General features: G+C 61.2%; 18 protein-coding genes. 10 read left to right on the top strand and 8 right to left on the bottom strand.

Features of this window, described 5'->3' with window-relative positions:
• Positions 1–19: 19 nt before the first annotated feature.
• Genes OU694_RS01040 through OU694_RS01015 form a run of 6 tightly spaced genes read left to right on the top strand, consistent with a single transcriptional unit; the run spans position 20 to position 5661 of the window.
• The gene (locus tag OU694_RS01040) at positions 20–1009 is read left to right on the top strand and encodes a TRAP transporter substrate-binding protein (protein ID WP_308909151.1); all 990 of its coding nucleotides are present in this window, start codon (positions 20–22) and stop codon (positions 1007–1009) included.
• A 10-nt stretch (positions 1010–1019) separates the two neighbouring features.
• Positions 1020–1529: a TRAP transporter small permease gene (locus OU694_RS01035; RefSeq protein WP_308909150.1), complete on the top strand. Its 510-nt coding sequence runs from the start codon at positions 1020–1022 to the stop codon at positions 1527–1529.
• A gap of 4 nt (positions 1530–1533) precedes the next feature.
• Positions 1534–2829, top strand: coding sequence for a TRAP transporter large permease (locus tag OU694_RS01030; protein ID WP_308909149.1), 1296 nt, complete (start codon positions 1534–1536; stop codon positions 2827–2829).
• A 40-nt stretch (positions 2830–2869) separates the two neighbouring features.
• Positions 2870–4015: a mandelate racemase/muconate lactonizing enzyme family protein gene (locus tag OU694_RS01025; protein WP_308909148.1), complete on the top strand. Its 1146-nt coding sequence runs from the start codon at positions 2870–2872 to the stop codon at positions 4013–4015.
• A 9-nt stretch (positions 4016–4024) separates the two neighbouring features.
• Positions 4025–4891, top strand: a complete 867-nt coding sequence (locus tag OU694_RS01020) for a RidA family protein (protein WP_308909147.1) — start codon at positions 4025–4027, stop codon at positions 4889–4891.
• Entirely contained in the window at positions 4888–5661 is a 774-nt protein-coding gene (locus OU694_RS01015) for a creatininase family protein (protein ID WP_308909146.1), read from the top strand. The genes OU694_RS01020 and OU694_RS01015 overlap by 4 nt, the downstream gene beginning before the upstream one ends.
• On the opposite strand, the gene OU694_RS01010 is transcribed toward OU694_RS01015, so the two are convergent.
• Genes OU694_RS01010 through uidA form a run of 8 tightly spaced genes read right to left on the bottom strand, consistent with a single transcriptional unit; the run spans position 5633 to position 16385 of the window.
• Positions 5633–6607 carry a phosphotransferase gene (locus OU694_RS01010; protein WP_308909145.1) on the bottom strand — a complete coding sequence of 325 codons (975 nt, stop codon included), beginning with the start codon at positions 6605–6607 and terminating at the stop codon, positions 5633–5635. The genes OU694_RS01015 and OU694_RS01010 overlap by 29 nt on opposite strands.
• Positions 6608–6655: 48 nt before the next feature.
• Positions 6656–7942: a phosphopyruvate hydratase gene (gene eno, locus OU694_RS01005; protein ID WP_308909144.1), complete on the bottom strand. Its 1287-nt coding sequence runs from the start codon at positions 7940–7942 to the stop codon at positions 6656–6658.
• A gap of 7 nt (positions 7943–7949) precedes the next feature.
• On the bottom strand, positions 7950–8795 hold the full coding sequence (locus OU694_RS01000) for a fumarylacetoacetate hydrolase family protein (RefSeq protein WP_308909143.1): 846 nt from the start codon (positions 8793–8795) through the stop codon (positions 7950–7952).
• Between the two features lie 12 nt (positions 8796–8807).
• Complete coding sequence (locus OU694_RS00995) at positions 8808–9554, bottom strand: SDR family oxidoreductase (protein WP_308909142.1); 747 nt, start codon at positions 9552–9554, stop codon at positions 8808–8810.
• Positions 9555–9564: 10 nt separating this feature from the next.
• Positions 9565–10323 carry an SDR family NAD(P)-dependent oxidoreductase gene (locus OU694_RS00990; protein ID WP_308909141.1) on the bottom strand — a complete coding sequence of 253 codons (759 nt, stop codon included), beginning with the start codon at positions 10321–10323 and terminating at the stop codon, positions 9565–9567.
• Positions 10324–10328: 5 nt separating this feature from the next.
• Positions 10329–12866 carry a beta-N-acetylhexosaminidase gene (locus tag OU694_RS00985; protein WP_308909140.1) on the bottom strand — a complete coding sequence of 846 codons (2538 nt, stop codon included), beginning with the start codon at positions 12864–12866 and terminating at the stop codon, positions 10329–10331.
• 20 nt (positions 12867–12886) lie between these two features.
• Positions 12887–14587, bottom strand: coding sequence for a sodium:solute symporter family protein (locus tag OU694_RS00980; RefSeq protein ID WP_308909139.1), 1701 nt, complete (start codon positions 14585–14587; stop codon positions 12887–12889).
• 4 nt (positions 14588–14591) lie between these two features.
• Complete coding sequence (gene uidA, locus OU694_RS00975) at positions 14592–16385, bottom strand: beta-glucuronidase (protein ID WP_308909138.1); 1794 nt, start codon at positions 16383–16385, stop codon at positions 14592–14594.
• A gap of 253 nt (positions 16386–16638) precedes the next feature.
• On the opposite strand from uidA, the gene OU694_RS00970 reads away from it, so the two are divergent.
• The 4 genes from OU694_RS00970 to OU694_RS00955 all read left to right on the top strand — a co-directional run bounded on the left by OU694_RS00970 (position 16639) and on the right by OU694_RS00955 (position 21544).
• Positions 16639–18483 carry a glycoside hydrolase family 88/105 protein gene (locus OU694_RS00970; protein ID WP_308909137.1) on the top strand — a complete coding sequence of 615 codons (1845 nt, stop codon included), beginning with the start codon at positions 16639–16641 and terminating at the stop codon, positions 18481–18483.
• A gap of 67 nt (positions 18484–18550) precedes the next feature.
• Positions 18551–19300 carry a FadR/GntR family transcriptional regulator gene (locus OU694_RS00965; RefSeq protein WP_308909136.1) on the top strand — a complete coding sequence of 250 codons (750 nt, stop codon included), beginning with the start codon at positions 18551–18553 and terminating at the stop codon, positions 19298–19300.
• Positions 19301–19378: 78 nt separating this feature from the next.
• On the top strand, positions 19379–20620 hold the full coding sequence (locus tag OU694_RS00960) for an Nramp family divalent metal transporter (RefSeq protein ID WP_308909135.1): 1242 nt from the start codon (positions 19379–19381) through the stop codon (positions 20618–20620).
• 9 nt (positions 20621–20629) lie between these two features.
• Positions 20630–21544, top strand: a complete 915-nt coding sequence (locus OU694_RS00955; RefSeq protein WP_308909134.1) for a sugar phosphate isomerase/epimerase family protein — start codon at positions 20630–20632, stop codon at positions 21542–21544.
• Positions 21545–21580: the final 36 nt, after the last annotated feature.

Below are 21580 nucleotides of genomic sequence, written 5' to 3'. Positions count from 1 at the left end.
ACAGGGGAGGGAAATCCGAATGCTGACCGGCCTCGGAAAACTCGGCCGCGCTGTGCTCGTCGCAGCGGCGGCCTTGTTGACAATCAGCTGCGAGGACAGCAACCGCACGACCGTGCTGAAACTGGCGCATGGCCTTGATACCGGCCACCCGGTGCATATGGCCATGCTCTATATGGGCAAGGAGCTGCGCGCGCTGTCGCATGGTACGATGGATATCGACGTGTTCCCGAACGCCCAACTGGGGTCCGAACGGGAAACGCTGGAGCTGCTGCAGATCGGTTCGCTCGCCATCGCCAAGGTCTCGGCGGCCCCCCTTGAAGGCTTCGTGCCCGAGATGAAGCTTTTCTCAATCCCCTACCTGTTCCGCGACGAGGACCATTACTGGCGCGTCCTTGAAGGCCCCGTCGGCCAGCATCTCCTGAAAGCCGGCGAGAATGTCCGCCTGCACGGGCTTGTCTTCTATAATGCCGGCAGCCGCAGCTTCTATACGACCAAGGTGCCAGTACGGTCGCCAGCCGACCTCAAAGGCCTGAAAATCCGGGTGATGAACAGCCAGACAGCGATGCGCATGGTGGACGCCCTCGGCGGCAACGCCACGCCGATCGCCTACCCCGAGCTTTATACCGCCCTCCAGCAAGGCGTGGTGGACGGGGCGGAGAACAACCCGCCAAGCTTCTTCACCTCCAAGCATTATGACGTAGCCCCCTATTTCACGCTCGACCGGCATGCCGCGGTACCTGATGTGCTTCTCATGTCCAAACATGTCTGGGACAATCTGACGCCCGAGCAGCAAGGCTGGGTGACCGAAGCCGCCGCGCGCTCCGTGCCCTATCAGCGCCAGCTTTGGGACGAAGCAACCGAGGAAGCCCTTTCCGCGATGCGGGCGGCAGGGGTCGAGATTATCGAGCCCGATGTCACCGCCTTTCAGGCTGCCGTGCAGGAGATGCACGAAAGCTTCCGTGACGATCCCGTCTATCCGCTGATGCAGCAGATCGCGGAAACGCCATAGGAGCCGACAGATGATTGCTGCACTCGATAAATTCCTCTCGGTCACGCTGGCCACATTGATGGCGCTGATGGTCGCGGATGTTACCTGGCAGATTTTCACCCGCTTCGTGATGAACTCGCCCTCGGGCTGGACCGAAGAACTTGCCCGGTATCTCCTGATCTGGATCGGGCTTCTTGGGGCCGCTTGGGCCTACCGGCGGCGCGCGCATCTGGGCCTCAGCTATTTCGTGGACCGGCAAAGCGAAGCGACCCGCCACCGGCTGGGCCTTTTTGCGCATGCCATGGTCGCCTTCTTTGCGCTTGCGGTGATGGTTTATGGCGGCCTGCAGCTTGTGACGCTCACTTTCGAGATGAAACAGACAAGCGCCGCGCTCGGCCTGCCCATCGGTTACGTTTACTGCGTCCTGCCGCTCTCGGGCGTGCTGATTACCATCTATGCCCTTGATTTCATCCGCCGCCTCATAACGGGCGGCGACGACCTGCCCCCGCACGACGGCCTGACCGCCGAGGACGGAGACTGACCCCATGGACCTTTCCATCACCCTCCTTGTTCTCGTCTTCCTCGGGCTTCTGTTCACGAACGTACCCATATCGGTCGGCATCGGGCTCGCCACACTGGCGACCATGCTCGTCACCATCGACCCCACACCCGCTGCCACCACCATCGCGCAGCGCATGGCGAGCGGCATCGACGGCTTTGCCCTCCTTGCCATTCCCTTCTTCATCCTGTCGGGCATCCTGATGGGCCAAGGCGGGATCGCGCGGCGGCTGATTGATTTCGCGATGGCATTGATCGGCCACCTGCCGGGTGGGCTGGCGTTCGTCAATATCGTCGCCTGCACGCTTTTTGGCGCCATATCTGGCTCGGCCGTGGCCGCCACCAGCGCTATTGGCGGCTTCATGATCCCTTCGATGAAGAAGCAGGGCTATGACCCCGCCTTCAACGCGGCCGTCACGGTCACCGCCTCCACCACCGGGCTCCTGATCCCACCCAGCAATATCCTGATTATCTATAGCCTCGCGAGCGGCGGGGTCTCGATCGCCGCCCTTTTCATTGCGGGCTATCTGCCGGGCATCCTGCTGGCTATCGGCCTGATGATCGTCTGCGCCCTGTTCGCGCGGATTAAAGGCTATCCGGTGGGGGAGCGGTCCAGCATCGGCGCCGTTGTCCGCACCGGCATCGCGGCCCTGCCGTCCCTTTTCCTGATCGTGCTTGTGATCGGCGGCATCATCGGCGGCTTCTTCACCGCGACCGAAGCCGGCGTCATCGCGGTGCTTTATGCCCTTCTCCTGTCGGTGATCGTGTACCGCGAGGTGAAGCTTGCCGACCTGCCGACCATTTTCCTGAAAGCGGCAGAGACAACTGCTGTCGTCATGCTGCTGATCGGCACCTCCACGGCCATGAGCTGGATCCTGAGCTACACCCATATCCCGGAAGAGCTGACCGCCTTCTTCCTGAACCTGACCGACAACCCGATCCTGATCCTCTTGCTCATTAACCTGCTGCTCCTGATCATCGGCACCTTCATGGACATGACGCCAGCGGTGCTGATCTTCACGCCGATCCTGTTGCCGGTTGCCGAAAGCCTCGGCATGTCGCCCTTGCAGTTCGGTATCATGATTGTGCTTAACCTTTGTATCGGGCTGTGCACGCCGCCTGTCGGCAGTGTGCTGTTCGTCGGTTGCGGTATTGCCAAGATCAAACTGCAGCAGATCGTTGGCGCCATCCTGCCGCTTTACGGCGCGATGATTGCCGTCCTCCTGATGATCACCTTCATTCCCGCCCTCAGCGAATGGCTGCCGGCCTTCTTCGGATATTGATCCCCATGCGCCTGCCCCTCCGCAATATTGGACATAAAGAATGACCAAGCCAGCCACCATCCGGCGTTTCCGGTTCGACGAAGTGGTCGTCCCCGCCCACCCCGGTGTCGTTTCATCGGAAGAAATCAAGAAGCCCCTCCATATGCTGCCGGTTGGCGGCAAGAAGGAATGGAGCGTGCAATTTGACGAACTGCCGAAACTGATCCTGAGGCTTGAGCTTTCCGACGGCACCGTCGGCATCGGCGAATTTTACCGCGATCACAACTGGCAACTGATCGCGGACGTGGCGAAAAACCTGATCGGCGAGGATATCGACAAGCTTTCCCTGCAAGACCTGCCCGTGCCGTTGTCGCGCGAATATGACGGCTTCGAGTGCGCCATCTGGGACGCTTACGCCAAGCGCCACAATATGCCTCTCTACATGCTCCTCGGCGGTGCGGTGCGCGACCGGGTTTATGTCAGCTCATGGTCCAGCCACCGCACGGTCGAAGAATCTGGCGAGGTCGCGAAGAAATATGCGGATCAGGGCTATGATACGCTGAAGCTGAAATGCGACCTTGAGGATGATGTCGTCGGCCAGTGCAAGGCGATCAAGGCGGCCGCCCCCGATATGCGGGTGATTTACGACCCCAACCAGCGCTGGGAAAATGCCGGCGAAGCGCGGCGGCGGCTCATGGAACTGGATGCCGTCGGCAATGTGCTGCTGCTTGAAGACCCCATCCGCAAATGGATGTACAAAGATTATGCCCTGCTGCGGCAGGTATCGGGCATCCCCATCGTGCAGCATATTTCGCTGCCTTACGTGTGGCAGGGCCAGCGCGTGCAGGATGCCATCGCCTGTATCGAGCACGGCGCCGTCGATGGCTTCAACTTCAACGCGGGCCTTGCCAAATTCAGGCAGCTGGATGCCATCGCCTCGGCTGCCGGGAAATATTGCTGGCATGGCTCGGAAGCCGATCTCGGTATTCTTGAAGCCATGTATCTGCATCAGGCGTTGGCCGCCCGAAGCTGCGTCTGGCCCAGTGATATTTTCGGCCGCATGCTGCGCTCGCATTGCCTTCTCAAAAACCCGATCCGGTTCGAGCCACCCTACGCCTTCGCACCTGATGAAGGCCCCGGCCTCGGCATCGTGATCGATGAAGACGCCATCGCCCGTTTCCGCGTCGGCCACCGCATAATCGAGTAGGAACTGCCCATGTCCGTTTTCGACAACCCCTATGCCGGTGACCCCGACCGCGCCGCGATCTGGGATATCCTTGTCCGCAAAGATATCGATGCCTTTCTGGATGCCGACTGGAGCCAGACGGAACCTGATTTCGTCCCCTCGGGCTTTTTCGGGATCGATGGCCAGCAATCGGATAACCCCGATGGCTGGGCCGTGACCTTCCCGAATATCCATACCTACAAGGCCGAATGGCTGAAACAGGCAGCCATCACCGCCCGCACCTGCAGGCGCGACGAGGTGCGCGAACCGCTTTTCGCCGCCTCGCGCCTGAAGGCCATCACCATCAACGGCGACGGTGCCCTTGCCCACAAGGAGATCAAGGGCGCCTATCCGCTCGCCGATGGCACCAAAGGCCTGATGGACTGGCAAAGTGTGTATGTGATGCGCAAGGTGGACGGCGCGTGGAAGATCGCATCCTTCGTCGGTTACCTGCCTTCGATGATGGGCGCACCGGTGAAAGCCATCGAAGCCCCCGCCGCCAGCCAGCATGTCACCGCCGGGCCTTACTCGCCGGTGCTGCGGGTGAAGGGGGGCGAGATCGTGGTGATTTCCGGTCAGGCTGCCATCGATCCATCCGGCGCCATCGTAGGTGCAAGCATCGAGGACCAGACCCGTTACACACTCGAAAACTGCCGCGCGCAGCTTCAGAACGCCGGGCTCGACCTCACCGACGTATTCAAGGTGAATGTGTATCTGACGAACATTGACGAATGGTCGCGCTTCAACAGCGTGTACCGCGAATTCATGCGGGAGCCCTACCCGGCGCGGACCGCCATTCAGGCCGTACTGATCCCCGGGTTGATCGTTGAAATCGACATGTGGGCCGCAAAGAAATGAAGTGGGAACATCTGACCAGCCCCAAGCTCGGGGCCTTTGACCGCGCCACGCCGGTGGTGCTGAATATCGGCGCCATCGAACAGCACGGGGCGCATCTGCCGCTTGAAACCGATGCCCTGATCGGCCGTCATTTCACCGACCGGCTTGATGCCGCGCTCGGCGACAATGTGCTGATCCTGCCGCAAGTGGCGGTCTGCTGCTCGGAGCATCATATGAGCTTCCCCGGCAGCCTGACCGTGCGGCATGAAACCATGCTGGCGTATGTTTGCGATGTCCTTGAATCCGTCGTCGCCCACGGCTTCACCAACATCGTGCTGTTCAACAGCCACGGCGGCAATCTCGCCATCGGGCAGGTGATCGTTGAAAAGCTCGGCCACCGGCACCCGAAGGTGAATTTCTTCATGCTGACATGGTGGAAAGTGGCAGGTGACAAGCTACGTGCCCTGCAGGAAAGCGCCTTCGGTGGTGTGGGCCATGCCTGCGAGTTTGAAACCTCGATGATCCAGCATATCGCACCGGAACTTGTCGACACCGATGTGATCCGCGACACGCCGCTGCAATCCACCTTCGGCTGGGCGGACGCCGACCTCCTCACCGGCGGGCGGGGGTCGCATCAGCGTTCGATGGCAGAACTGACCGCCCACACCGGTGTCTTCGGCACCCCGAGCCTTGCCAACGCCGCCAAGGGCAAGGCGATCATCGATATCGTCACCGACGAGCTTGTCGGCATGCTGAAGGATATCAAGGCGCGGCCGCCGAAATCAGCCTGAGCCATGCACCGGGTATCTCGCCAAGCGGGGTATCCGGCGCCCTGAGAACGGCATGGGCCATCAGACGCATGGCATCATGCTGCCATTTTTCGGTCAGGTATCCCGCCGGGGATTTGCCGTCCACACGGGCCAGCAGCAAGGCCATCAGAAGCGGCACCAGCCGTTCTTCCATCACCGGCCAGTCTTCCCATGACACTCTCAGCGCATAGGTCTGCCACAGCGTCACGAAAGCACTGAGAATTTCGGGCGCGCGGTCGGGCCGGGCAAGACATTTCAGCAACAGGTGATTGAGGCAGAAGGCGAGATCGAAGACGGGGTCACCGTACCAGGCGCATTCGGCATCGATGATGACCGGCCCCTTTGGCCCCACCAGAATATTCTTCGGGCTGATATCCCCGTGCACGAGCGCGGTACGTGCGGCAAGGAGCCGCGCGGCCATGGCGTGCAGGATATCGGCAAGATCGGGATGCTTCGCGGCTGTGGCCCGCAGGAACGGATCGACCCGCAAGGCATCGAAGAAGGGGGTGGTCGGAAAGGCGGCTTCGATATCCGCCCGGCCTGCCGTGGCCCCGTGGATGGCGGCAAGGTGCTCGGCGAGCCCTGCGGCCACTTCGATATCCACAAAGCCCGCCATCAGCTGGTCTTTCCACACGGGGTGATCTTCAGGCGGCAGAAAGGCCATGGCGAAACTGCCGGTCGCGGGATCGGTGCCAAGCACCGCGGGCACGGCGTCCCTTACGATGGCGCGTGCTGTTTGCAGCCATGCGATTTCATACCGGCCACGCTCCACCGGTGCTTCCCAATGGGCCGCAACCTTCAACTGCGGCAAAGCCTGCTTGATGCAGACGGTGCGCCCGTCCGGCAACTGCACTTTCCAGACGTCCGACGAAACCCCGCCGGTCAGCGGTTCTGCGTCGAACGCGGCGCCGGGGGCAAGGAGCCCCATATTGGTCAGCCCTGTACGGACAAAGGATGGCGCATCCACCCCCATGGTTCAGCCACGCTTGCCCGGCAGCGGCCTGGCCCCTGCATAACGCGCGCCCTCGCCCAAGGCTTCTTCAAGCCGGATCATGGCGTTCCATTTGACCATGCGTTCGGACCGCGCGAAGGAGCCAACCTTCAGCTGCCCCGCACCCCAGCCGTAGGACAGATCGACGATGCTGGTGTCTTCGGTTTCGCCGGAACGCGCGGAGACGATCACATTCCAGCCCGCCGCGTGGGCGGCATCGAGCGCTGCCTTCGCCTCGGTCAGCGTGCCGGCCTGATTGGGCTTGCAGAGAAGCGTGTTGCAGGCGCCCGCCTCAACCGCTGCAGCCACACGGGCGGCACTGGTGACCAGAAGATCATCGCCGATCACCTGCACCTTGTGCCCCATCGCTTTGGTGAAGGCGGCATGAGCGGCCAGGTCGCTTTCCACGAACGGGTCTTCGATGGAAACGATGGGATAGCGGGTCACCCAGTCGACCATCAGGTCAAACCATTCCGCATCCGGAACGTGCCTGTCTTCGGCTTTGAGATAATAACCCGCACCGTCATGGATTTGGCTTGCGGCGATATCGAGCGAGATTCCAGCCTGCGTTTCAGGATCGTAGCCGGCCTCGGTGATAGCCTCCACCAGTGTCGCGATCGCTTCTTCATTGTTCCGGAAATCCGGCCACCATCCGCCTTCGTCAGCCACGCCGTAGCGGCTGCCGCGCCGGTCCATGATGCGCCCGGCAGCGTGATAGATATCTGCCGTCCATTGCATGGCTTCGGCGAAACTTCCGGCCCCGAAGGGCACCACCATGAAATCCTGCAGGTCGAGCGAACCGCGCGCATGCGCCCCGCCGCCGAATATCTGGATTTCAGGCAGCGGGATATCATGGACCGTGTCCCCCGCCAGATAGCGCCAGAGCGGCACACCCTCGGCCGCCGCTGAGGCATGTGCTGCCGCCATGGAAACGGCAATCATGGCATTGCCGCCAAGCTTCTGCCGCGACGGCGTACCGTCAAGCGCGATGAGGGCGGCATCGAGCCCGGCCTGATCGGCCACGTCAAAGCCCTTGAGCGCGGGTGCAATCAGGTCGTTCACATTGGTAACCGCCTTGTCGACGCCCATCCCGCCAAGGCGCGCGCCGCCGTCGCGCAGATCCAGCGCTTCGCCGCTACCGGTCGATGCTCCCGCAGGTGCCATGGCACGGCCCATGGCGCCGTCTTCAAGATGGATTTCTGCCTCGACCGTGGGACGGCCACGACTGTCCCACACACGGCGGCCGATGATGCTGGCGATACGGCTGCTCATCGCGGACTCACGCTTCTTCGGTCACGATCTGGACCTGAACACCAAGCCCGTCGATCCCGAGGCGCATTTCGTCGCCGGCCTTCAGCCAAAGCGGCGGCTTCATGCCAGCCCCCACGCCCGGCGGGGTACCGGTGGAGATGATGTCGCCCGGTTGCAGAGACATGAACTGGCTGATGTAGGACACCAGATGCGCCACGGGGAAAATCATCTGCGCGGTACTGCTGTCCTGGATACGCCTGCCGTTGAGTTCAAGCCAGATACCAAGGTTTTGCACGTCGGCCACCTCATCGGGGCTCACGAGCCACGGGCCGACGGGGCCGAAGGTATCGCAGCTTTTGCCTTTCACCCACTGGCCGCCGCGTTCCATCTGGAAGGCACGTTCGGAAAGATCATTAACCACACAGAAGCCGGCCACATGGCTCATGGCGTCGGCCTCGGATACATATTTCGCCGGCTTGCCGATCACGATGCCAAGCTCGACTTCCCAGTCCCCTTTGGTATGGCCGCGCGGCAGCACCACCGTGTCGTTCGCCCCCTGCACGGCGGACGTTGCCTTCATGAAAAGGATCGGTTCATCTGGAATCGGCAGGCCGGCTTCCTTCGCGTGATCGGCATAATTGAGGCCGACACACACGAACTTACCGACGTGCGAAACGGGCACGCCGTAGCGCACATTGCCGGAAACGAGCGGGAAAGATGCCGGGTCTGCGCGCCTCAGCTCGCCGTAAAGCGGGCTGGCCAGAAAAGCCGGCGTGATGTCGGCAACAATACCCGATATGTCGCGCAGGGCGCCAGCGGCGTCCACAATGCCCGGCTTTTCACGGCCCTTCTCGCCGTAACGAACAAGTTTCACTGAAATACTCCTTTAAAGACTGAAGCCGCCGTCAATGACGACGTCCGAACCTGTCATGAAGCCCGCCTCGCCCGATGCCATCAGCAGCGCCACGGCAGCAACTTCCTCGGGCTGGCCAAGGCGCCCCATCGGCTGGCGCGCGATGAAGGCTTTCATGGCAGCGTCGGTATCGCCGGTGGCCGCAATGCGGCCTTCAAGCGAGGGCGACTGGATGGTGCCGGGACTGATCGAATTGCAGCGGATGCCATCCTTGATGAAATCAAGCGCGACCGATTTGGTCAGCGCCACCACGGCCCCCTTGCTGGCGCCATAGGCAAACCGGTTAATTGCCGTGGCGTTGGCGGCAAGCGCCGAGGCGATATTGATGATCACACCTTCGCCGCGTGCCCGCATGCCCGGCAGCCACGCGCGGATCGTGTGATACATGGCTTCCACGTTCACCCGGAAGGTGACGGCGAAATCATCGGGTGTGCAATCCAGCACCGTACCGTGCCGCACGATACCCGCGCAATTGACCAGAATGTGAACATCGGGATGCGCCGTGCGGCAGGCCTCGATGGCGGCAGCATCCCCCACATCAAGGGCGACAGGCACGACGCCTTCCATCCCGTGATAGGTGGCAAGGGCCACTTCATTGAGGTCCAGCGCAATCACCCGTGCACCTTCGTGCAGGAACCGCAGGGCGATTGCCCGGCCCGAGCCCTGCCCCGCGCCGGTGACAAGCGCCGTTTTGCCAGAAAGGCATTTCCCATCACTCATGACATACCTCTCAGATAAAATCGGCGACCATGCGGTGATGGCCGGCCGAAAGCCCGCCATCCACCACAAGCCCGGCACCGTTCACGAAGGCCGCTTCGTCAGCCGCCAGAAACGCGACCGCCGCCGCCACATCTTCAGGCCGTCCGAGCGCGCCGCCGGGATACCAACCGGCGACTTTTTCGAACACGTCGGGGGTACGCTCGGCCCGTTCATCCCACGCGGACGTGCGGATGGTGCCGGGCAACACCGCATTGGCACGCAGGCCCTTTGCTGCATATTCGGTGGCGAGCGAGCGGGTCAGCGCCATCATGCCGGCCTTGGCGGCACTATAGGCTGGCACACCCACCGCCATCACGGCGTTAACCGACGACACATTGACGATGGCGCTGCGGGCGTTCGCCAGAAGGTGCGGCAGCGCAGCGTGCGTCACATTGTAGGTGCCATTGAGATTGAGATCGACATTCCAGCGCCAGGTGGCGGGGTCGGTATGATCCAGATCCTCGCCCTTCACCGCACCCGCGCAATTGACAAGGATATCGATGCCGCCAAGAGCATCTGCAAGGCTTGCGACCGCATCCGCGACTGCTGCCTCGTCAGCGACATCGGCACCGGCATAGGCGACCGACTTGACACCGGGTACGCAGCCCGTCTCGGCCCGGTCCATCAGGCCGAGACGGGCGCCTTCCGCGCTCAGGCGGTCGGCTATCGCTTGCCCGATGCCACCCAGTGCACCGGTGAGGATCACCCTTTTGCCTTCAAATCGCTGCATGATGCCTAATCCTTGATCCGGTAACGGTTCTTGGAGGTTGCTACCTGATTGTCCGGCAGCTTGAAGGTGAATTGCCAGTCTGCCCCTTCGCGGACCAGTTTCACCATCAATGCATTCTTACCGGCTTTCAGGTTGATCGGGATTGTATCCTCATCGATCACCAGCGGTCGGCTGCCTTCGTGGCGGTAGACAAGCTCGCCGTTCAGATAGACGGCCATCGAGCCGGTCGAGGATACCTTCGCTTTCACCAACCGGTCGTCGGGGCTCGTTACCTCGGCGAATTCATAATGAACGGCCTGTTCGGGTGCCGAGGGGTTCATCGCTGCAAGGTCAACCACATCCGACGCATTGGCAAGGATACGCCGCCAGCGATATTTGCGGCCCTTCTCGACAATCGTTTCCGTAACCTTGGGCCGGGCTGCCTTCTCGCCGCCATTTGTGGCCATATAGTCGATATCGACCGCCTTCTCGCCCTTCGCGACCGGGAAGGTGCCAAGCTCCAGCCAGCCCATGAAATACTGGCCGGAAAGCGGGCTGATCTCAAGCCGCACATCCAGCGGGGCGGGCAGCGTATTGCCCATGTCAAAGTCGCGCAGCGCCTGCTTCACCCGGCGGTGCGCATCGGCCCAGCGGTCGATCTGGGCCTGATAGCGATCCAGAACATGATCGAGCGTGGATGTGTGGTTCTCTCGCAGCCACAACCCTTCGTACCAGCCCTGCAAGGTACGCCAGTCGCGTTCCACCTTGCTGAGCTTTTCGACAGCCTCCACAAGCCCGGCGCGGGCGTCGATCCGGTCTTCCCATTGCCGGCGCGAGGCACGGGCATAATCTGCCGCCGCATCAAGTGCCGCGAGGCGCGAACCCGCAAGGGTGCGATAAAGCTTGGCCGTAAAGCGATAAACTTCAGCATCTGCCGGATATCGCTTCAGCGTTACACTATCCAGAAGGGCGCCCGTTTCCTTCGCGATCTCTTTCACTTCGGGCCAGCCTTCGGTCGCCACACGGCCTGCCTGCCCACGTTCCGGCAGCGCTGCCCGCCAGATCGGCAGGTCATTGAAGCCGGCAGTTGGCGCCACATTGGTAACGGCATAGAGCCGTTCAAGTGCAGCAACAAAAGGCGCATCAGGAGAGCCATAAACCCCCGCCATCAGGCGCGCTTCAAAACCTTTCCTGTCAACGGCCGCTGCCGGTTGCCAGCTGCGATCGGCGGCATAGGCAAGACCGTACCAATCGTGATTGAACAGGGCCATGCCACCATCGTCCCAGACGGTGGTCCATGCGCCCATCACGTCGGCATCGGCACCGGCCTTCAGAAACTTGTCCAGATTCTGCCGGGCCATTTCAAGATCAGGGGCGATACGATAGCTGTTCAGGATGCCTGCGGTGACGATGACATCGTAGCCCTCGCGCTTCAGGGGTGCGATCATGCCGACGAAGTCAAAGTCAGCGTCATAGTTCCATGGCATCATGATGGTATCCTTGGGGATATCCGCCATCATTTCGGGATGTTCGGCCACGATGTCAGCCCACAGCATCATGCGCTTGCCCATGCCGGTCAGCTGGTCATGCAGCCAGTTCACATGAGCCGCGTAAACCGCGCCCTTGCCCTTGGCATCAGCCGCGAGCTTCGAATAGCCGGTGCCAAGATCAAAGGTCTCGTCGCTGTTGATATTGAAATAGGGCGCATCGAAAACCGGAACGACCTCGCCCAGCATCTCGCTCAGATAATGCCGCGCTTCGGGCAGCACCGGCGAAATCATCCGGTCGCCCTCACCAAGCGGCCTGACGCCGGGGTGCATCAGCGACTTTTCAAAATGACCGAAGGACTGCAGGTTGCCCACGAGCATGATGTGATGCTGGCGCGCATAGGCCACGAGCGCCTCGAGGTCGGCAATCGTGATGCCACCATCCGCCGGAGCAACCTCGGGATGGCTGAGCGTGCGGATGATATGTTCGGAATAATAGGAAAGCCGGTTGAACTTCAGTTCCGACAGACGCTCGATCTGCTGGCGCATGAAAGCCATGGTCGGCACCGGGCCGCGGCTGATGTCGTCCATCACCCCGCGAAACTCAAGCCCCGGCCAGTCGCTGATCGTTTGCGCAGGGATGGCCCCTTTGGCGGCATGCGCGCGCAGCAATTGCTTCAGCGTCTGCACACCATAGAAAACACCCGCCTTGGCGGGCCCCGTGATCGCAATCCCCTTGGGCGTGACATCCAGCCGGTAGCCTTCGGCGCCAAGCTTTTCCTTCTCGCTGTCATCAAGCTTCAGGCTGATCACGAGGGCTGGTTTGGCGGCTTCAGGCCGGGCACCGCCAATGGCTTCATACTCGGCGGCGATCTGTGCGATCTCGAACGCGAAGGCATCGTCTGCCACAATCTCCGTTCTGGTCGCATCGATCGGGAAAGCTCCCTTTTTGTAGCTCACGGATTGAGGCAAGGGCACCACCGGGCTCGTCTCTGCCATCGCTGGCACAAGGGCGCCCGTGAAGGCCAGAAGGCCGGCAAGCATGAAACGGCGGGCGGAATGCATCAGGTGTGTCACGGGATATTTCCTCCTTTCAGTCATGCACCGACCCGGGCAAGCACGAGGCCGAGGAGGATAATCGCCCCGACGAAAAGCCACGCGGCACCAAAGCCCAGGACATCGATCCGGTAGCGTTTGAAGCTGAACTTCTTCGAAAGTGACAGGAGATCGACAAGGATCAGGCTGTGGCCGCGCTCCGACAGGGATGGCAGCTTCGGGTCAGCCTGCTGCACGGGCACACCCTCAAGCACCATTTCGACACCAGCCTCATGGAGCTTGTATTCCTCACCCACCGGGGTCGCGAGCAAGGTGTAGAAATCGCTCACCTGCTTTTCGGGCTCGGGCGGGGTCAGGAGGCTTGCGATGATGAAGGACAGGAAGCCGACCGGCAGATAGAGCGCGATCTGGTATTCGATATCCCAGTGCAGACCCCACGGCACCATGTCGCCGGTGACGATCACGCAGGCCGCCATCAGGGGCACACTGACATAAACCCCGTAACGGTTGGCGCGTTTCCAGACGAGCGCCATCCAGAAAGAGACACCGAAGAAGGCGGTGAATTTCCAGAGGATCACCACGCCCTGGATCACACTATCCAGCCAGTAGGCATAGGCCACACCACCCACCACAACAACGAACGAGGCAATCCGCGCCACCATCATATAATGGCGGTCGTCCTTGTCGGGGCTGATGAAGCGGCGATAGAAATTGCGGGTAAAGAGCGCCGAGCCACCAACCATGAAACTGTCGCAGGACGACATAACCGCCGCCGCCATGGAGGCCAGCATCAGACCAATGAGGCCTGCGGGCAGCAGGTTGTTGATGGCTAGGCCGAAGGCCATTTCGCGGTCGTGCCCCTCAAGGCCCGGAAACAGGAAAGCCGCAAACACGCCGACAAAAGCCCAGCCAAGCGTCATCAGGCGCTTCAGGAAGTTGCCATAAGTCCAGCCGGTGCGGCAGGCGAATTCTTCCTTGCCAGCCCCGCCGACCGCCATGTGGTGCGGCTGCACGACGATGCTGACAAGGCCGTTCAGGATCACCATCACGATGAAGAAAAGCGTAATTTCCTGAGGCGCAATGAAGCTGAACATCTCGGCCGGCAGGCCGTCATGGATCGCCCCGATGCCGCCCGCCGCGTTGAGCGCGAAGGGGATCAGGAGGAACGACAGGATCAGGATAAAGAGGCTCTGGATGAAATCGGTAATAACGGCCGCCACAAGGCCGCCGATCACGCTGTAGGTGACGAAAAGCACCGTCATGATCATCACGGCATAGTCGCTTGGCACCTTGCCGCTCGTCACCACGTCAATGGTGGTTGCCGTGCCCTTCAGCATCAGGCCGGTGTTGGTGGTGAAGTAAAGAAGCCCCATCGCCGCATACCAGGCGCCAAGGACACGACCATAGCGCCGCTCGAAAAAATCGCCCGTGGTGATGTACCGCAGGCGTCGGTAAACGGGGGACAGGAGCCAGTAGAAGGGCGTGGAGAACATCCACATCCACTGGTACCAGATGCCGGCAAGGCCATGCTGGTAGCACGCACCCGCCACCGCGACCGGCTGGTCCGTGTGAGTGCCGGTGCCCATGGCATGGCCGATCATCAGGAACTTGTTGAAGCGTCGTCCGCCCATGAAATAGTCGCCGGTGTTGGTCACCGATGCATAGGTGCGCACGCCGATCCAGGTGAGGATGGCGAAATAGCCGCCGATGACGGCAAGATCGAGATAGCTGAGACCGAACATAATCTTACTTCCCCTCGCCTGCTGCCGGATCGCGGTAAGGCACCGCCCACATTTCCCGCAGTTTGAACGCCGCGCGCTTCGGATCACGAGTGCGTGTGAAAACGCCCTTCAGGTTCAGCACCACCCGGCGGTGATGCTGCGATGTGCGGAAATCGGCGAAGTTCCAGACATGGGTGCCGATGGCGTTCGGGTGCGCCTCGATGATCCGGCAATAGGTCTCGATAAAGTCGGCCTGATATTCTTCCGTGAAAAGCTGGTCGGTGGTGCTGTGCAGTCCGGCAACCGTATCGGCGCCAAACTCCAGCACCATGATCGGCTTGTCATGATCCGCCGCGATGGCATCAAGCTCGGCCTTCAGGCGCGCACCGGCGCGGTCCAGCTGCCCCGGCATGTCGTACCAGCCGTAATAGCGGTTGATCGAAATCACATCGACATAATGGAAGGCCGGGTCATCGTGTCCGATGCGGCCCACATTCGCCATCGTGATCGGGCGCGTGACATCCAGCGCACGGGTGTGATCGCATACCGCTTTCCAGTAGGCGTGGGTCTTGTCGCTTTTATATTCGGCCTCGCCGAGATAACCGGGCTCGTTCGCAACCGACCACATGATGACGGACGGATGGTTCTTGTCCCGCGCGATCTGGCGGTCCAGCGTGCGGCGGTGATGATCGAGCGTCGCGTCGCTCACAATCCGGAAATCGAGATTCACCGACGGCAGTTCACTGATCACCAGCACCCCGGTGCGGTCGGCATAGTCGAGGATATCCTCGGCATAGGGGTAATGCGAGGTGCGGAAGCTGTTGGCGCCGATCCATTTCATCAGCCCGAAGTCCTTGACCATCAAGGGCTGGTTGACCGCCCGGCCATGCACCGGGAAATCCTCGTGCTTGCCGAAGCCGCGCAGGAAGACGGGCTCGCCGTTCAGGTAAAGCCGCTTGCCGACAACCTTCACCTCGCGCACGCCGATATTCAGTTCATACTGATCCGCCAGAAGGCTCGCCTGCCAAAGCTCAGCCTTCAACGCATGAAGGTGGGGATCTGTCATCGACCAGAAACGGCAATTGCCGATCCGCAGCGTGACCATGGCGTTGCCGCTCCAGACGGCGGTTTCAGCGACTTCGCCGCCCGGCAACGACACACGGAAAAGCGTGCCATCCGGTGCGGAAACTGCGGCCTCGGCGGAAACGACACCGGTGGTACCGTCGATTTCCGTCGTCACCGTCAGGTCGTCGATATGCACCGCATTCATGGCCTCCAGCAGAACCGGGCGCTGGATGCCACCGAAGGGGAAGAAATCGGGCCGGGTTGCGGGGAACTGCTCGTCCCTGATCCGTTCCTCGCGCACATAAGTATCGAGGGTAACACTCGGCGTAATCGCATCGGGCCAGAGCGCATTGCTGACCCAGATAACGATCCGGGCCTTGTTGCCGGGCGCGATATGGTCTTCAACCATCGCTTCAAACGGCAGGGAGAGAATGTCGTTTTCAGCCACAAGCGTGCCGTTGACCCAGACCTTGGCCTGAAAATCCGCAGACCCGACCCGCAGGCGCACGGTGCGACCCGCGAAATGGACGGGCACGAAGATATCCATCTGATACCAGGCGCCGCCCACATAATTCATCAGGCCATATTCCTGCAGCTGTTCGTTCCAGCTGCCGGGCACGGCACACACCATGTCGCTTTCAAAGCCGGTGGACCAGCCTTCCGTGAAGCCGACACCGTCTGGATCGGCCCGGAACCGCCACAGGCCCGAACAGTCGACAAGGTCGCGGCAGACGTTTCTCTGCGGATATAGCACTTTTTTCTCCCTGGACTCCCCTCAGCGGCCCGCGCCGCCCTGCTCCAAACGGGGCGGACGGTGCTGTGGCAGCTGTTGACAGACAGGATGGCGCAGAATTGGTCAGGCAGCAAGACCAAATTGTATCTTGTCGTACATCTGATGACTCGCTAGTCTCTGCCTTGAAACCTGCCGCCTGTGCCCTGGCGCGGCATCGGATACCGCCCTGAAAAGCACGTCAGACAGGTTGAAAAACGAGGGAAAGAGGGAAAATATGAAGTGGGGAGCACGCAGCATCGCAGCCATTCTGATGGCGGCCACAGCATCGGCGACAGCACCGGCAGCGGAGCTTTTCTCGCCCGAGCCCGCAAAACTGGCCAGACAGGTTGCAGATCGCATCGTTGCGGAAACTACCTTCGCCTTCGCCCCCGAGCTGCCCGGCGCTGACGACGAGGGCTTCTATTATATCGATTTCGCCGATTCCCTGCGCGCGGCTGCTGGCGGCCTTTACTTCGCCCGCGCGGATATTGCCGTCGGCACCGATGAGCCCGCCGATACACTGCCGGGCGACAAGCTTGCCACCGCACGCTTCGGCATTTCGCATTCGGCTGGTGCCGTGGAAGTACGGCTTGATGGCAAGGTCATCTATGCCAAAACCACGAAGCAAGACCATTTCCCGGTCGGCCATGACTATGACCGCTATGACGCCGGTTCCTATGTAGCAGTGGACCTCGCCCCCGGCAGCAAACATACGCTCGCCGTTCGGATGCTGCCGGGGAAGGCGGACGCCGCCCGCATCTGGCTCGGCTTCTTCGGCAAAAGCGGCGCGACACTCAGCCCGCGCCTGAAGGTGACGCCGGCGCAGGTGAAAGACGCGCCCGAGATGCTGCATTTCATCGTAGCGGGCCCCGTGCCCGCCCCGAAAGGTATCGCGACCGATCATCCGCTGGGTGCCACCACACCTGATTTCAGCGGGGACTATGAAGGCGCTGATGGCCTGCCGGTGCGCTGGGATGTGCCGCGCATTCATCTGCAGCGCAAGCATGCCGACAAGCTCGAGTATGCCGATTGGCGCTATTTCACCGGTGCCATCCTGGATGCCATGTATAGCGTGACGGATACGTTCGACAGCCTCGACTACCAGCCCTATATCAACCGGCATCTCGATTTCTTCCTCGAGAAGCGCCCGCTGATCGAGCGTGAACGTGCCGACTATGGCCTCATCCACAGCGCTTACGGCCATTACTTCCGCTTCGCCCTTCTGGATGACGCCGGCATCCCCGCCCTGCCCTTTGCCGACCGCTTCCTGCGCCGCTTCGGCGCTGGCGCCGCGGCCAAACCGGGGGACGCGGATTATGATCTCGCCCACCGCGCCGCCGAGCATGTGATGAACAATATGCCGCGCTTCTCGGATGGCACCATCGGTCGCCTCAATCCGGTGCCGCTCTCCATCTGGGCAGACGACATGTATATGGGCGCCAGCATCCTCATCCGCATGGGTGAAGCAACGGGCAATCAGGCATACTGGGATGAGGCCGCACGGCAAGTTCTGCTCATCGACAAGCATCTCTACGACCCCGCCACCAGCGTCTACTGGCACGGCAAACTGGGCGAGAACGGCCCCCACACCACCAGCAAATGGGCACGCGCCAATGGCTGGACCATCATGGCCAAGACCGACATCCTTCTGTCGCTCGACAAGGGCCACAAGGATTATCCGGCCCTCCTTGCCGCTTACAAACGCCACGCCGAAGGCCTGCTGAAATTCCAGAGCAGCCAGGGCCGCTGGCATCAGGTGCTGGATAACAGCGACACGTATCTTGAAACATCGGCGAGCGCGATGTTCATCCGCGCCTTCGCCGAAGGGGTACGTAACGGCTGGCTCGATGAAACCGCCTTCCTGCCCGCCATCGAGAAAGGCTGGAAAGCCGTGGCGGCAGAAGTGCGCGAGGATGGGATGGTCAAAGGCATCGTCAAGGGCACACCGATCCTCTTCTCGGATGACGCCTACGACAAGCAGCCGGTGCGCCTGAATGATCCGCGCGGCCTTGGCGCCTTCCTGCATATGACCGTCTCGGTGGAGCGCCTGCAAAGGGTACTCGCCGATGGCCAGCCTTGATGCGGGGTGCGCCATGACCCATCATCCGATGCACCAACATCCATCAGCCTGGGCTTAGGGGGCAAATATGTCGGACAGAATCATCAAACCTCTCGGAAAACGTCGCTCGCTGACATCCGAACTGATCGAGCAACTGCGCGGCCAGATCCTGAACGGCACGCTTACGTCCGGTCAGCAACTACCGACAGAACAGGAACTGGTGCGCTCGGCGGACGTCAGCCGCACCGTGGTGCGCGAGGCGGTAGCAGCCCTCAAGGCTGACGGGCTTGTCATCACCCGTCAGGGGGTCGGCGCCTTTGTAGCCCCGAATGCCGGGGCCGCCCCTTTCCGTATCAGCAGCGAGGAAATGGAGACGCTTGAAGAGGTCATCAATGTCCTTGAGCTGCGCATGGCAGTGGAGATCGAGATGGCAGGCACCGCGGCCCGCCGCCGCGAGCCCGAGGATATCGTCGCCATGCAGGAATGCCTCAACCGGATCGACGCCTATCTCGATACGGGTGAGGATGCGACCGAACCCGATTTTGAACTGCACACCGCCATCGCCAAAGCCACCAAGAACCCGCAGTTCCGCCGGTTTATCGATTTCCTCGGCAAGCATATGATCCCGCCGCATGATCTGGTGCCCAAATTTGCGGCCGGCCGCACCGAGGACGAGGTGAGGGAGCATCAGGCTGAACTGCTGCGCCAGACACAGGTGGAGCACCGCGAAATCGTCGAAGCCATCGCAGATGGCAACGAACGGCTGGCGCGGGAAGTGACCCGCCGCCACCTCGCCAACAGCATCGAGCGGCACCGCAGGCTTCTAAAGCACAACTGACCACAATGAATACCGGCCGCACAATGCCGGGACACAGGGAAAGGCCGTCATGGCCGGATCAAGGGAAGGTAATTGTTGATGTCCAGCTTCTGGAAAAAGGCGCTGTTCTTTTTGTCCACCATCGGGCCCGGCCTTTTTCTGGTCGGCTACAATATCGGCACGGGCAGCATCACGACGATGGCCTCGGCCGGGGCCTCGCACGGCATGATCCTTTCCTGGGCGGTGCTGCTTTCCTGCATCTGCACCTATATCCTGATCGTCTTTTTCGGACGCTATACGCTGATTACCGGCGAAAGCTCGCTGCAGGCTTTCAGGCTGCATTTCGGCAAGCCTGCCGCCCTTTTTGTGCTTGTCGTCCTGATCTTCACCGAGATGGTGTCCTCGATCGGCGTGATGGCGATCATCACCGACGTGGTGAAGGAATGGTCTCGCCCGCTGACGCCTTCGGGCGAAGGCATCAGCACCATCATCCTTGCCCTCGCCTTTGGCGGGATGCTCGTCTATCTGCTGTTCGGCGGCAAATACAGCTTCATCGAAAAGCTCCTCGCACTGTTCGTGGGCCTGATGGCCGTCTGCTTCCTCGCGACCGCGGTGATGGTGATCCCGGACGCCGGCACCGTGATCCGCGGCCTTGTTCCCTCGATCCCGGAGGAAGCGAACGCCGGGCTTATCGTTGCCGGCATGCTCGGCACCACCATGGGCGGGGTCCTTTATGTGGCACGGTCGATCACCGTGAAGGAAAAACAATGGGGTGTCGCGGACCTGAAACTTGAAAAGCGCGACGCCTTCGTCTCGTCCTTCCTGATGTTCTTTCTCAGCATTTCGGTGATGGCCGCCGCTGCCGGCACGCTGCACCCCAAGGGGCTTCATGTTGAAAACGCCATCGACATGATCCAGCTTCTGGAGCCGCTCGCCGGACGCTTCGCCGTATCCGTGTTTGTTGTAGGCCTTGTCTGCGCGGGTCTCTCGTCCCTGTTCCCGCACTATATGCTGGTACCGCTCTTGCTCGCCGATTATCACGGCAAGCCGATGGACCTGTCCTCCAAATGGTCGAAAGGCATCATCGTCTTTTACGCCGCCCTCGGCCTTGTCGTGCCGATCTTCGGCGGTCGCCCGGTGATGGTGATGATCGTGACCCAGGCGCTGGCCCTGATCATCACGCCTATCGTACTGACCCTGATGGCGATCCTGCAAACCCGCAGATCGATCATGGGCGAGCATGTGGCAAAGCCCGCCACGCTCGCCATCGTCGCCGCCATCACCCTTTTCACCGTTTTCATGACCGTTATCGGCCTTATCGGCATCGCCGACCTGCTTTAGGAGTTCCCCATGTATAACGAGCGTATCGTTTGCGCTTTCCTCTATATCATCACCAAATATGGCTATCCGCCGAAGGCCGAGGATACCGAAAAGCATCTGGAGGAAATGAAAGCGCTCGGCTTCAAATCCGTGGAGCTGGAAGGCATCCGTGAGGAGCATCTCGGCAAGGTCTACGAGAACCGCCACCGCTTCGCCGCCAAGATCAAGGAACTGGGGCTGAATGTCCCCTATTTCTGCACCGTACTGCCGGGCCTGTCGTCGCTCGATGCCGCCGAGCGCGAGCGACAGTTGGCGCTTTTTGAGAAAGGCTGCGAGGTAGCGACGCTTTATGGCTCGCTCGGTGTGCTCGATAACGCGCCGCTGCCGCCCTACCAGTTCCCGGAAGATATCCCTGTGGTGCGCCACTATGGCGACGAGGTTCTCTCCGCCGCCTTCCTGCCGCGCGATGTGACATGGGAGAAGGTGTGGGACAATATCGTTGGCACCTACCGCGATGCCTGCGATATCGCAGCACGCCACGGGCTGACGTACCTGATGCACCCGGCTGAGGGGCTCTTGGCTTCGAACACCGATGCCTATCTTTATTTCCACGATGCCGTGGGGCGCGATAACCTGCGCTTCACACTCGACACCGCCAACCAGTTCGTGGTCCGCGACAACCTCGCGCTTTCGATGACCCGCCTGAAGGACCATGTGGATTATATCCACGTGTCCGACAACCGCGGGCAGAAGGTGGAGCATCTGGCGGTAGGCGATGGCCGCATCCGCTGGGACATCTTCTTAGAGACGCTCGACCGGGTGGGATACAAGGGCTATCTCGGCCTCGATATCGGCGGCGATGAATCCGCGGTGCCGGATCTCGACGGCGCCTACAAAGGCGCTGCCGAATGGCTGCAGAAAGATTATCTGGGCAAGGCTGCCTGAGCCGCCTTCCCCTGAAATGAAAAAGCCCGGCAGCCA

Source organism: Pseudokordiimonas caeni, from assembly GCF_026719705.1.
GTDB lineage: Bacteria > Pseudomonadota > Alphaproteobacteria > Sphingomonadales > Kordiimonadaceae > Gimibacter > Gimibacter caeni.
The sequence above is the reverse complement of the archived record's forward strand: the minus strand, read 5'-3'. Positions and strand labels throughout refer to the sequence as shown.

What these genes read in the sequence shown, in the direction of transcription:
- OU694_RS01040 (WP_308909151.1), top strand. Translation starts at nt 20, where the DNA reads ATGCTGACCGGCCTCGGAAAACTCGGCCGCGCTGTGCTCGTCGCAGCG.
- OU694_RS01035 (WP_308909150.1), top strand. Translation starts at nt 1,020, where the DNA reads ATGATTGCTGCACTCGATAAATTCCTCTCGGTCACGCTGGCCACATTG.
- OU694_RS01030 (WP_308909149.1), top strand. Translation starts at nt 1,534, where the DNA reads ATGGACCTTTCCATCACCCTCCTTGTTCTCGTCTTCCTCGGGCTTCTG.
- OU694_RS01025 (WP_308909148.1), top strand. Translation starts at nt 2,870, where the DNA reads ATGACCAAGCCAGCCACCATCCGGCGTTTCCGGTTCGACGAAGTGGTC.
- OU694_RS01020 (WP_308909147.1), top strand. Translation starts at nt 4,025, where the DNA reads ATGTCCGTTTTCGACAACCCCTATGCCGGTGACCCCGACCGCGCCGCG.
- OU694_RS01015 (WP_308909146.1), top strand. Translation starts at nt 4,888, where the DNA reads ATGAAGTGGGAACATCTGACCAGCCCCAAGCTCGGGGCCTTTGACCGC.
- OU694_RS01010 (WP_308909145.1), bottom strand. Translation starts at nt 6,607, where the DNA reads ATGGGGCTCCTTGCCCCCGGCGCCGCGTTCGACGCAGAACCGCTGACC.
- eno (WP_308909144.1), bottom strand. Translation starts at nt 7,942, where the DNA reads ATGAGCAGCCGTATCGCCAGCATCATCGGCCGCCGTGTGTGGGACAGT.
- OU694_RS00995 (WP_308909142.1), bottom strand. Translation starts at nt 9,554, where the DNA reads ATGAGTGATGGGAAATGCCTTTCTGGCAAAACGGCGCTTGTCACCGGC.
- OU694_RS00990 (WP_308909141.1), bottom strand. Translation starts at nt 10,323, where the DNA reads ATGCAGCGATTTGAAGGCAAAAGGGTGATCCTCACCGGTGCACTGGGT.
- OU694_RS00980 (WP_308909139.1), bottom strand. Translation starts at nt 14,587, where the DNA reads ATGTTCGGTCTCAGCTATCTCGATCTTGCCGTCATCGGCGGCTATTTC.
- OU694_RS00970 (WP_308909137.1), top strand. Translation starts at nt 16,639, where the DNA reads ATGAAGTGGGGAGCACGCAGCATCGCAGCCATTCTGATGGCGGCCACA.
- OU694_RS00965 (WP_308909136.1), top strand. Translation starts at nt 18,551, where the DNA reads ATGTCGGACAGAATCATCAAACCTCTCGGAAAACGTCGCTCGCTGACA.
- OU694_RS00960 (WP_308909135.1), top strand. Translation starts at nt 19,379, where the DNA reads ATGTCCAGCTTCTGGAAAAAGGCGCTGTTCTTTTTGTCCACCATCGGG.
- OU694_RS00955 (WP_308909134.1), top strand. Translation starts at nt 20,630, where the DNA reads ATGTATAACGAGCGTATCGTTTGCGCTTTCCTCTATATCATCACCAAA.